This window comes from Pseudoalteromonas sp. AOP31-A2-14, assembly GCF_052378035.1.
Lineage (GTDB): Bacteria > Pseudomonadota > Gammaproteobacteria > Enterobacterales > Alteromonadaceae > Pseudoalteromonas.
This window is the reverse complement of sequence record NZ_JBQSXI010000001.1, coordinates 2,633,392-2,645,674: the sequence shown is the minus strand read 5'-3', so window position 1 is coordinate 2,645,674 and position 12,283 is coordinate 2,633,392. Positions and strand designations below refer to the sequence as shown.

10 protein-coding genes are annotated in these 12,283 nt (G+C 40.2%); 8 read left to right on the top strand and 2 right to left on the bottom strand.

Features of this window, described 5'->3' with window-relative positions; all coding sequences use genetic code 11:
- Window positions 1-143: 143 nt before the first annotated feature.
- The 4 genes from ACT3S9_RS12220 (at window position 144) to ACT3S9_RS12205 (ending at window position 4,743) form a co-directional block, all read left to right on the top strand.
- Entirely contained in the window at window positions 144-407 is a 264-nt protein-coding gene (locus tag ACT3S9_RS12220) for a DUF4212 domain-containing protein (RefSeq protein ID WP_441833986.1), read from the top strand.
- Between the two features lie 10 nt (window positions 408-417).
- Window positions 418-2,142 carry a sodium:solute symporter family protein gene (locus ACT3S9_RS12215; RefSeq protein ID WP_441833985.1) on the top strand — a complete coding sequence of 575 codons (1,725 nt, stop codon included), beginning with the start codon at window positions 418-420 and terminating at the stop codon, window positions 2,140-2,142.
- Between the two features lie 112 nt (window positions 2,143-2,254).
- The gene (locus ACT3S9_RS12210; protein WP_441833984.1) at window positions 2,255-4,108 is read left to right on the top strand and encodes a DUF294 nucleotidyltransferase-like domain-containing protein; all 1,854 of its coding nucleotides are present in this window, start codon (window positions 2,255-2,257) and stop codon (window positions 4,106-4,108) included.
- Window positions 4,105-4,743: a 3'-5' exonuclease gene (locus ACT3S9_RS12205; protein WP_441833983.1), complete on the top strand. Its 639-nt coding sequence runs from the start codon at window positions 4,105-4,107 to the stop codon at window positions 4,741-4,743. Before ACT3S9_RS12210 ends, ACT3S9_RS12205 begins: the two co-directional genes overlap by 4 nt.
- Here the strand turns inward: ACT3S9_RS12205 and ACT3S9_RS12200 are convergent.
- Window positions 4,727-5,926 carry an MFS transporter gene (locus ACT3S9_RS12200; protein ID WP_441833982.1) on the bottom strand — a complete coding sequence of 400 codons (1,200 nt, stop codon included), beginning with the start codon at window positions 5,924-5,926 and terminating at the stop codon, window positions 4,727-4,729. The genes ACT3S9_RS12205 and ACT3S9_RS12200 overlap by 17 nt on opposite strands.
- Before the next feature lie 217 nt (window positions 5,927-6,143).
- Between ACT3S9_RS12200 and ACT3S9_RS12195 the strand changes: the two genes are divergently transcribed.
- From ACT3S9_RS12195 to ACT3S9_RS12180, 4 genes are all read left to right on the top strand, one after another.
- Window positions 6,144-7,904 (top strand): vWA domain-containing protein, encoded by a 1,761-nt coding sequence (locus ACT3S9_RS12195; RefSeq protein ID WP_441833981.1) that lies wholly within the window; start codon window positions 6,144-6,146, stop codon window positions 7,902-7,904.
- A gap of 26 nt (window positions 7,905-7,930) precedes the next feature.
- The gene (locus tag ACT3S9_RS12190) at window positions 7,931-8,503 is read left to right on the top strand and encodes a sigma-70 family RNA polymerase sigma factor (RefSeq protein WP_441833980.1); all 573 of its coding nucleotides are present in this window, start codon (window positions 7,931-7,933) and stop codon (window positions 8,501-8,503) included.
- Complete coding sequence (locus ACT3S9_RS12185) at window positions 8,493-9,128, top strand: hypothetical protein (protein ID WP_441833979.1); 636 nt, start codon at window positions 8,493-8,495, stop codon at window positions 9,126-9,128. Before ACT3S9_RS12190 ends, ACT3S9_RS12185 begins: the two co-directional genes overlap by 11 nt.
- Before the next feature lie 326 nt (window positions 9,129-9,454).
- Entirely contained in the window at window positions 9,455-9,892 is a 438-nt protein-coding gene (locus tag ACT3S9_RS12180) for a hypothetical protein (protein ID WP_441833978.1), read from the top strand.
- A 78-nt stretch (window positions 9,893-9,970) separates the two neighbouring features.
- Here the strand turns inward: ACT3S9_RS12180 and ACT3S9_RS12175 are convergent, their stop codons facing one another.
- The gene (locus ACT3S9_RS12175) at window positions 9,971-12,022 is read right to left on the bottom strand and encodes a TonB-dependent receptor (protein WP_441833977.1); all 2,052 of its coding nucleotides are present in this window, start codon (window positions 12,020-12,022) and stop codon (window positions 9,971-9,973) included.
- Window positions 12,023-12,283 lie beyond the last annotated feature (261 nt).

The following is a 12,283-nucleotide window of genomic DNA, read 5'->3' as shown; positions in this document are numbered from 1 at the left end:
TACGGTGTATGCAGTTTACGTAAGTGTTAACTTGTTGTTCCGACTATGGTAGCAATTCAATATTACGCTGGCGTTGCTAACTTAGTTAATGACAATTAATTACACCCATCACCTTTACGTGATGTCTAAGGGGACATAATAAAATGGCTTTTAAAAATGAAGAACAAGCAAAAGCTTATTGGGCGGAAAACATTTCGCTGCTATTTAAGTTGCTAGCAGTGTGGTTTGTCGTGTCATTTGGTTTTGGCATATTACTGGTAGATGTACTTAATGAAGTGCGTTTTTTTGGGTTTAAGCTTGGTTTCTGGTTTTCCCAGCAAGGCGCGATTTACACCTTTGTAGCTTTGATTTTTGTGTACGTTTTCAAAATGAATACGTTAGATAAAAAATATGGCGTAGACGAATAGGAGCTAAGTAATGGATGTTCAAACACTCACATTTATAATTGTCGGTTTAAGCTTTGCGCTTTATATCGGTATCGCAATTTGGGCTCGCGCGGGTTCAACAAAAGAGTTTTACGTAGCAGGTGGAGGCGTACCACCTTTGGCAAATGGTATGGCAACAGCTGCTGACTGGATGAGCGCAGCGTCATTTATTTCAATGGCAGGTATTATCTCGTTTTCAGGCTATGATGGAGGCGTCTTCTTAATGGGCTGGACCGGTGGCTATGTATTATTAGCACTGTGTTTAGCGCCTTACTTACGTAAGTTTGGTAAGTTTACAGTGCCAGATTTCATTGGTGACCGTTACTACTCACGAACCGCGCGTTTAGTGGCAATTATGTGTGCTATCTTTATTTGCTTTACTTACATTGCGGGACAAATGCGCGGTGTAGGCGTGGTCTTTTCGCGTTTTTTAGAAGTTGAAATAGAGACCGGTGTTTACATTGGGATGGTCATTGTTTTTTTCTACGCAGTGCTAGGTGGTATGAAAGGCATCACTTACACGCAAGTAGCTCAGTATTGTGTACTGGTATTTGCTTATCTAGTGCCGGCAATTTTTATCTCAATGATGATGACAGGTCACTTCTTCCCACAAACAGGTTTTGGTGCCACGTTAATTGGTAGTGATGGCGTTTATGTACTTGATAAGCTAGATGGTTTAAGTACTGAGCTAGGGTTTTCTCAGTACACCGAAGGCTCTAAGAGCATGATTGATGTATTTGCAATCACAGGTGCGTTAATGGTGGGTACTGCTGGTTTACCTCATGTTATTGTGCGCTTTTTCACTGTACCTCGTGTAAAGGATACGCGTATCTCTGCTGCTTGGACATTAGTATTCATTTCTATTGTTTATACCACAGCACCTGCAGTTGCTTCATTTGCCCGGGTTAATATGATTGATACTATTAACGGTAAAGACGGCAGTGGCACCTTATACACTGAAGCACCAACATGGGTTAAAAACTGGGAAAGAACAGGGTTAATTACTTTTAATGATAAAAATGATGATGGCAAAATGTTCTACACTGCGGGTGACGTGAACGACCCTAATAGCGTTAATGAAGTAAGCGTTGACCGCGATATCATGGTGCTTGCCAATCCAGAGATTGCTAATTTACCAGCGTGGGTTATTGCCTTAGTCGCAGCCGGTGGTATTGCTGCAGCACTTTCCACTACAGCAGGCTTGTTACTGGTTATTTCGACCTCGGTCTCTCATGATTTACTTAAGCGAACTTTAAAACCCGATATTAGCGATAAGCAAGAGCTACTTGCAGCGCGCTTGTCCGCTATGGTGGCGATTGTTATATCGGCTTACTTTGGTATAAATCCGCCCGGGTTTGTGGCATCGGTGGTGGCATTTGCCTTCGGGTTGGCTGCGGCGAGTTTCTTTCCCGCGATTCTCATGGGAATTTTCTCTAAGAAGATGAATAAAGAAGGGGCAATATCAGGCATGGTAACGGGTATTACTTTTACCGCTGCGTATATTATCTTCTTTAAATTTATCAGCCCAGAGCTAAATAGCCCTGAACATTGGATCTTAGGTATTTCGCCTGAGGGAATAGGTTTAGTTGGTATGGTTATTAACTTTGCAGTAGCTGCTATTGTGCTTAAGTTTACTGCTGAAACTCCTGTTGAAATTCAACAAATGGTAGAGGGTATTCGTAACCCTAAAGGCTCAACTGGAGCGCACGCTCACTAAATCTTGTAAGTTAAAAAGTTCACCAAGCCCGACTTAAGTCGGGCTTTTTATTTATGAGAATAATAGGTAGTGTAATAATCATACTAACGCTATGAAGGTGCGAATAAACGTTATGAGTACTGAGCAACAAGACCTTATCCAATTTGTTTTAAAACAAACCCCATTTAGTCAGTTAGACGCCAGCGCTGCTGAATATTTTGTTAATCACCTTGATAGTATTTACTTAACTCGTGAAAACCAAAATGAATGGCTAAAATCTGATTCGCCAAAATTGTTTTTAATTCGCTCAGGGCTTTATGATTTGGTCGATGAAAAAGGGGATGTAGTAACACGACTTGCCGAGGGCGATTATTTTGGTTATCCATCATTGTTAACCGGTGAAGCAATTCAAAACCGTTTGCAGGTGCAAAAAGAAGGTATTGTTTATTTACTTGATCAAAGTAGTTTTGATTATTTGCGCCGTGAGTATAAAACCTTTGAGCAGTATTTTGTACGCGCTCATAAAAATCGTTTATTGTCGTCGCATTATAAAAGCCAAAATGAGAGTTGGTCTGAGCGTAAAATTGCTGAACTAATGTCGCGTAAAGCGGTAGCATTACCGCCTGATGCCAGCATTAACCAAGCCGCTAAAAAAATGAAAAAACACGGCGTATCGTCAATTATGATCACCGAACATGAATGTTTAGTTGGAGTTATAACTGACCGTGATTTACGGAACCGTGTATTGGCTGATGAAGTTGACTCAAAAGAGCCGCTCAGCAGTATTATGAGCGCCAAGCCAAAATTTATTTTTGAAAATAACCGAGTGTTTTCGGCGCTGCATTTAATGCTTAAATTTAATATTCATCATTTACCTGTGCTTGATGAAAACCACAAAGCACTGGGCATGATCACCAGCACCGATTTACTACGCCAACAAAAAAGCGACCCAGTGCAGTTAATTGGCCGTATTTATAAAGCTCATAGTGTGACAGATTTAAAACGCTATGGGCTTGAAGTGCCCGAATTACTACGTGGCTTTTCGAACAATATAGATGATATTTCGTTAGTGGGGAAATTGCTCAGTGGCGTAACCGATGCGCTAACCTCGCGGTTAATTTATTTATTTCAGGAAGAGCATGGTACAGCACCAACATGTTTTAGCTTTATTTGTTTTGGCTCACAAGCGCGAGAAGAGCAAACTCTGCACTCAGACCAAGATAACGGCTTATTACTACCCGATGGCTTAACGGAGCCGCAGCAAGATTACTTTAAGCGTATGGGGGAGTTTGTCTGTGAGCAATTAACCCTGTGCGGAATTAAACGTTGCCCAGGTAATATTATGGCTAGTAGTGAGCTTTGTAGAATGAGCAAGTCTGATTGGTGTGAACGTTTTTTAAACTGGGTCGAAGCGCCTACGCCAGATGCTATGCTAAATTGTAAGATATTTTTTGATCTGCGTTTTATTGAAGGATCTAACACGCTTTACGCTAGTTTTTGTGAACAATTAACGCGTATTTCTCATAATGAGCTGTTTTATGCCGCCATGGCAAACGATATCAATACTAATTCGGTACCAATTGGTTTGTTTAATCAATTTAAGCTTGAAAAAGACACCCGTCAGCATAAGTTTATTGATTTGAAAAAGCGCGGTGTCGTGATTATAAATGATATAGTTCGTTTGTATGCTCTTAAGGCTGGTATCCGCCTTGCTAATACTCAAGAGCGGCTTGATGCTTTATTAAAACTTGAATCTGAAAAATGTAATTTCTTAAGCAATAAAGACATTTATAACCTTAAAGACTGCTGGCGGTTTTTAACGCAACTGCGCTTGCGAACACAAATAAACCAAGAGGGGTTGCCTAGTAACTGTATTAACCCTGATAATTTAAACTCACTTGAACGACATCAGCTAAAAGAGGCTTTTTATTTAGTAAAGCAGTCGCAACAAGCGGCTGCCTTTAAGTTTGCCCGTGGCAGCTTATGAGGAGCTGCAAAGTAATAAAGCGCTGGTTCAGCCGTTATTTAACGCGCAAGCAATTGTTAGCGCAAGATGCCAAGGTGCAGCGTTATATAGTGATTGATTTAGAGTTAACGGGATTTGACGCAAAGCAACATGAAATAGTGTCTATTGCTTGGCTTGCTATTGAGCAGCAATGTATAAAGTTGAGTAAAGCTCAGCACTATATTAATAAAGATGTGAAAAACTTAGCACAAAGCCCTGTTTATCATGGTATTGGAAAGCAAGATGTAATAAATGGGCAAAGCCTTAAAAGTAGTTTAGCAGCATTGGCAAAAGAGTTACCTGGCACTATTTTGGTTTTTCATAATGCAGGGCTTGATTGGCCTTTTTTAAAGCGGGCCTTTAAAGCTCATGATATCAGCGCTCAGCCACAACTTGTTATTGATACCTTTCACATAGAAAAAAAACGCCTGCAACAACAAGGGCTCGACATTGCCTTAGACGATTTAACCCTTAATGCATGTCGTGCTCGTTATCAGCTTCCACGGTACAGTAATCATCATGCACTTACCGATGCAACAGCAACTGCAGAATTATTACTCGCACAATACCACCAAATATGTGGCGGCAAGCGCTTGCAAGTTAAGCAGCTGGTTTAGCTAGAGTAATATTACGCCCACCAAGGTAACCAAATAGGGCGCAACCTAAACTTGCGATAGCACATAGCCATAATGTAGGTGCCCAGCTATTAAAATAGGTGTGCAAAGCGCCAGCTAACATGGGCCCAGTTGCGGCTATTAGGTAACCAATGCATTGTGCCATTGCTGATAGGGAGCTAGCTTGTCGGCTGTCATGTGTTCGTAAGCTAACAAACGACAAGCCTAAAATAAAACATGCACCAGAGCAAAAGCCCAGTGTTATTGACCAAAACAATGCAAGCCCAGGCATAAACAACAAACCAAACGAACAAAGTGCGCCAATTAGCGCTAAAGAGCTGGTTAAGATTCGTTGATCTTTTAATCTTGCTAGTAAGGGGATCAATACAATACCAGGCACAGCAGATGCCGCCTGAAAGGCGCCTTGCATAGCGCCTGCTTGAACGGGAGACATGCCACTTTCAATTAAAATACTTGGCAACCAAGCGACCATAATGTAAGTAAAAAACGAGTTAAGGCCTAATAGTAATGTAATCTGCCACGCCAATGACTGTCGCCACACATTCGTTTGCACAGGGGGGTTAGCTAGTTCTTTCGCTGGCATAGTATGATATTTAAGTTGTGGTAACCAAAGAGCTATACTGAGTAAAGTAAGTAAACCATAACTTGCCAGTGCCAGTTGCCAACCCATATTGTGATACTCACTAAGTGGAAGCACGATAGCTGAATAGCTGCCACCAAAAATAGCCATTGCTAATACATACGCTGAGGTCATAACCGCAACTTTATGCGGGAAGTCGCGCTTGATTAAACTCGGTAATAGTACGTTACCTATGGCTATACCAACACCAATAATAGCGGTGCCTAAATATAACAAAGGTACGCTGGTAATTAGCCGCGAGGCGAGGCCTGAGCCTATAAGTATCAAAGCAATAAACAAAGTAACTTCTAGCCCTAGCTTTTTAGCAAGCCAATTAGCAAGCGGAGACGCTAAAGCAAAAGCTAGCAGTGGTAACGTTGTCAGCATTCCTGCTTGAGAAGGAGATAAGCTAAAAGATGCAATAATACCTTCAAGTACAGGGGCTATTCCGGTTACTGGTGCGCGTAAATTAACAGCAATAAAAAAAACGCCGAGAATAAGAATAATAGAAGAGAAAGCAGTCCGTTTAATCGGGGTTGAATACAAAGCTAAATCACCAAATAGATGGCAGGTGCGCCAATTATACCTGAAGGTCAGTGACGTTGATATTAAATAAGCTAATAATTAACCTTTGTTTTTTAATAACTTAATCATTAGCTAATGACAATGCTAATAGTGCACTGAAAAATAATTAACCCCACTTTTTATAGTCATCCGTTTATAGACATAACACGTCTATATTGATTTAAAAAAGGGTGGTTTTATGAATAACATTACGAGTAACAACAATCGCAGCGGTTTATGTTTAACGGTATTGAGCAGTGCGATTCTGGTTGGTCTGGCAGGTTGCAATCAAACATCACGTAACGAAGTCACAGAGCAAGAAGAACAACTTGATAGCAACGAAGTAACACAAACAAAAGTTGATAATAAACAGCGGCTATCACAGCAATATCAACTACAAAAAGAGCCTGTTTTACAAGTGCGAAATTCCAATATTCATGTTGCAAGCCTTGAAAAAGTGCCGCAGGATTTAATGCATACAAATGCTGTAACGACATCGGCTATGCCTCAACCCGCGATTATTGATGATGGGACATTTACCACAAAGCAAGACCGTGAAAATTACTTAAAGTCACAACAGAATCCTGTTAAACAAGTTAAAGTTGCGCCGGTATCTACTTTTTCAATTGATGTCGACACGGGGAGTTACAGTAATACCCGTCGTATGTTGAATGTAGGGCAGCTGCCGTCAAGTGATGCTGTACGCGAAGAAGCCTTTATTAATTATTTTGACTATGATTACAGCGCACCCACTAATATAGCAACGCCGTTTAACGTTGAGACTGAAATAGCCAGTGCGCCCTGGAACGAGCATCGTCAGTTATTAAAAATTGGTATTAAAGGTTTTGAGATAGAAAAAGCCGATTTAAAAGCCGCTAACTTAGTGTTCTTATTAGATGTGTCGGGGTCAATGAATGCGCCGAATAAGTTACCGTTATTAAAAACCAGCTTAACCATGCTTACCAAGCAATTAGATGAAAATGACTCAGTAGCTATTGTGGTTTATGCCGGAGCTGCAGGCGTCGTATTACCTGCAAGTAAAGGCAATGACGAAGGTGCAATTACAGCGGCTTTAAATAAATTGGCCGCAGGGGGGTCAACGAATGGTGAGCAGGGTATTGAGCTTGCCTATCAAATTGCCGCTAAAAATTATAAAAGCGACGGTATAAATCGCGTGATTTTAGCCACCGATGGCGACTTTAACGTAGGTACGCAATCAATTGATAAACTCAAAGAGTTAGTTGCTAGTAAACGTAAAACAGGGATCGCGCTTACTACACTCGGTTTTGGTCACGGCAATTATAACGACGGGTTGATGGAGCAATTGGCAAATATTGGTAATGGTCAACATGCCTATATAGATAATATTAACGAAGCACGCAAAGTTCTGGTTGATGAGCTCAGTAGTACTATGCAAATTATTGCTAAAGACGTGAAGGTTCAGGTTGAGTTTAACTCGCAACAAGTGGCTGAATATCGCTTAATTGGTTATCAAAACCGCCTGCTCGATAATGAGGATTTTAACAATGACAAGGTGGATGCCGCAGAGCTCGGTGCAGGGCATACAGTGACCGCGCTTTACGAAATCACCTTAGCTAACTCAAAGCATAAACAAATTGATGAGTTGCGCTATCAGCCACACGCGCAGAATAAACCCATTGATACGAATGAGCTGGCATTTATTAAAGTGCGTTATAAAAAGCCAGGCAGTGAACGTAGTGAACTTATCACTCAAGCTGTTTCAACTCCTTCTACGCCACGGCCATTATCACAAGCGAGCCAGGACTTTAAATTTTCGGCAGCGGTGGCTGGATTTGCACAATTACTAAAAGGTGCAAAATATACCGCAGACTGGCAGTATGAAGATTGTGCGAAGCTTGCTATTGCAAACAAAGGCATCGATACCTTTGGTTACCGTAGTGAGTTTATAAAATTGGTAAATAACGTCGCAGCACTGTAATAGTTATAAAATATACAAAGGACATTATGACAGATATAGCAGACGAGCAATTAATGCTGAATTATGGCCAAGGTGATGTACAGGCTTTTACGCAGCTGTACACGCGCCATAAAAATAGCCTTTATCGGTATTTTTTGCGTCAGTGTGCGACTCTTGAAATGGCTGAAGAGTTATACCAAGAAGTTTGGAATAAATTAATAAAAGCACGCGCTCAGTATCAAGTGAGCGCTAAATTTACGACTTGGCTGTATAGCATTGCCCATAATGAACTGATAGATCACTACCGCCGTAACAGTACTCAAAATAAGTGGTTTGATACCGATGAGCAGGCTATAGACAAGTCTGCCCACTTTAATCAAAGTTATGATGAAAATCTCTATCAGGCTCAACTAGTAGCTCAGTTAAAACAGTGCTTAGCGCATTTACCAAGGCAGCAAAAAGAAGCCTTTTTACTCAAGCACGAAGCAGGGTTTACCTTAAAAGAAATAGCCGAATTAGTTGTAGAAACCGCTGAGAATATAAAAAGCCGAATTCGTTATGCACTAACTAAATTAAAGCAATGTATGCATTATAAAATGAGGAATAGCGATGAGCGATAAATTAACTGATCATGATATAGCCTCACTTTATAAGCGCGGCGCAACTGAGCAGCCAAGCAACCAGCTTGATGCAAAAGTACTACAAAGTGCAACCGATGCAGTTAATACCAAAGACATAGAGAGCTTTACTGCAATTGAGCCAAAAAGAAAGCATAAACGCTTTTATCAAACATGGTATGGGCAACTTTCTACGGCGGCGTCATTGGTGTTAATTGCCGTGTTATACATGAAAAATACCACGCAGCACCCGCAGTCATTAAAGGTTGTAAATAAACCACAGCTATTAAGTGATACAAAGCCAGAGGCTGCGCCTGATGCATCATTTGAAATGATGGAACAAGCAGATATATCTGAAAAGGTACAAAGTTTTGAGCGTAATAGCTCATCTAAAGAGGCTGATAAACAATCTAAAAAATATAGTATTACTGCTCGTAGCCAGTTTTCACTCGGGCTCGAGAGAATTACAAGCGAGGTTGCAAAAGAATTTAAGAGTATAGATATTCACCTTGCGAAAGGTGAGGTTGGGGAGGCTAAAGCGCAGTTAAAGGATTTACTAAAGGTGTATCCTGAATTAGAGGCTCACTTAAGTAAGCAATATAGAGAGTTATTAGGTAATACAAATTAACATAAATATTTTATTGCGACTTATCAGTGTTTTAAGCTGGTTTTATTAAGATTTTTTAAAAACTGCTATTTCATTTTCACTAGCAATCAATATAATTATTTATATAATATTGATGTATTGCAATCTTAGGTATAGGAAACCATGGAAAGATTATCAGTGTCGGTATCAAGCCTAGCACACTATTATAGTAATAAAGATCGGTTTAAAAAAAACAAAGGGGTTTTGAAAGAGACTAAAGATGTGAAAATCAACTATGATTCCCTTGATGATAAAAATCAACCCGCAATCATCATACGATTATTACTACTTATAGGCTTTTTAGTTTTATGCAATTTATTTTACATTTCTTATTAATTACTTCGATTTTTTTACTGTTAGTCATACTCAAAGGCTATAAAGTTAAGCGGCTTTTTAGGGTGCCACTGTATTGTATTTATTTAGGTGGTAACTTAAATAAAAATAAGCCAATTATCTTGAAGAAAAATGAACTCGTAGGGGCGCCTGATGCAATATTTTTTAATCCATTAAAGTTTAGAATCGTTATTGGTGAATTAAAAAGTCATTATTATCGTGGCCATGTAACTGTTTATGAGGAAGCTCAGGTGACACTATATATGGGCATGTGTACAAGATGGTATTTGCTGAATCCAGTATGTATTTTGCACTATTGTGATGAAAGTACTGTCGGCATTAAATATAATCCTGTGTTGTTTGCTGAAATATTTAAGCAGCGCCATGACTGCTTAGAGATTCTAGAATCTTAGCTCTCGCTACAAAATAAATCTAAATTGATATTTACAACTAGATCAAAAAAGACTAATAAACTACTAGGCTTGTTAGAGCTACCATGCGAAGCTTGCCGATAACATTACATTACGCGGTCTTCCAGGAAAGTAACGATCGCCAGTGAAGCTCGTATAGTCAGCACGTTCTGCATAAGCCGTATCGGTTAGATTATTGATTCGTGCAGTTAGTTTTAACTGCTCTGTGACTTGCCATGCCGCACGTAAATTAACTAAGTCGTGACCTGCATAACTATGTAGGTTTTCAGGATCAGTAAAGTAGTCACTAACATGATGCCATTCAAGTGCAAGTACAGTGTTATTAGTCGCTTGCCAATTAATTTGAAAGTTGGCGATATTCCGCGGGGCAGTGTCTATATCATTACCATTAATATTGATGCCTGATAAGGTTTGATCGTAGCTATAAGTGTGCTTTGCATGAGTGGCAGCAAGGGCTAGTTGTAATGAATTAGTGAGTTGGTAATCAAGCTCTAGCTCAATTCCCCGGTGTTGGGTTTCGCCATCATTGATAGTAAAAAAGTCACTATCACGAAATATAACGTTTTGTTTGTTCATCGCATACGCCGAAAATACATAATGTAGCTGTTGGTATTGGCCTTTAAAGCCCATTTCAACGTTGTCGGCAGTTACAGATGCGAGAGAAGCGACTTGTTGCTCACGTTGTAATTGATAAAGCTCAGCCGCTTGTGGGGCGCGATAGCCCCTTGATGCATTTGCATATATGTAATTGTTATTACTTAATTGGTAGCTGAGGCCAAGCTTTGGGGATGTGTTAGTAAATTTATTCTCGCCACTAGGCGGGCGTGAGTAGCGACAGCCGCCCATTGTGCATTCGCTGCCATCTTCTTTCGTACGCCCAGCGAGCAAATTATTAGTGTAGTCGTAATTGAGTTGCTCAAACCGAGCGCCTAAATTTACGCTAAGTTTCTGCCATTGCCAATCAAGGCTAACAAATGGAGCCAGTAGGGTGCTGGTTACATCATAATCGTAATGTTTACCTTGTGGAACTGTCGCGACTAAAAATGCTGAACCTTGAGTTGGTTCTGCTTGATACTGCAAAAAATCAGCGCGGGTGTATTCGCTGTCCAGCCCTAAATTAAGGGTTAACTTCTCCGAGTAAGTATGTCGCCAAAGAGATTGTACGCCAACGCCATTTTGGCTATTTTCCTCAAGGGGCGTACCCGGTAAAAAGTGTTTAAAAAACGTCATGCTTTGGCTTCGGACATACGGTGTAATAGTGACTACGTCTTGGGCTGTTTGCCATTGTACTTTTGACCAAAGTCTAAATGAACGAGCTTTTCTAAATGCGTCAGGATCAAAGTTTTTTTGTGCTATTTCATCGTCTTTATAGCTTTCAAAGCCCTCAATGAACCCAGCTGTTTTTTGATCTAAATGAGTGTAACTTAGCCCTGTATTCACTAAAAAGTCATCACTTTCATAGCGATGGCGCAGATTTAATTTTTCTTGGTCGACACTTTCATCATCACGGTAACCTGTATCACGAGTAACACTGGCATTTATGCCAATACCTTGATTACCCAAGTCTGTACCACTTCTAAGTTTTAAACGGCTGTAACCATAAGAACCTAAATCAACCCCAAGCAAGTGTTCATCGTAAGTCGTGTCAGGGGTAATTACATTAATTACGCCATGTACGGCATTTGAGCCGTAAAGGACAGAGCCTGGTCCCTTTAATACTTCTACACGTTCGGCCATTTCAGTGTGTGCTTCAAATAACTCGTTTATATTACAAAACCCCGCTGCGCGAAGAGGAATTCCGTCTTCTGCGGTCAATATTCCACCACACGCTCCTGCGCCCGAAAGAACAGGAGAGCGCAAGGCCGGCAAATATTCTTGGCCATTGCCATGTTGAATATTAGCACCAGCAATTTGCTTTAATACTTGTTCAATATGAGTCGGGGCAATTAAATCTAGCTGCTCTTTAGTGATGCTGCTTATTACTAAAGGCAGAGGTTCTGCGCTTACTTCTGCGCGTGATGCGGTAGTGGTAATACGTTCAATATCGTTTTTTTCGCTACCTACGCTTAATGTGGAGGTGAGTAATGCAGCGGGGACTATAAATAAACGCATTGTTTTCCTTAAAATTATTATTTAGGTCAAGTATAAAATAACAACTCCAGTGATAACTAGCAATTACGATAATGTGAATTATTTTAAGTAGTCACTCTGTTTTTTTCTTTAACTTTCATTTTAATGTAAGTACTCACTGTCTTTATATGTTCTGAAATGTAGTTGCTGTTTGATTCATGCGAGACTGTTAGGCTTTAAAGCGAAATAGCCGTTGAAGGTTTTTATAATAAAATACATATTTGCAACTTTTTTAGCCGTATT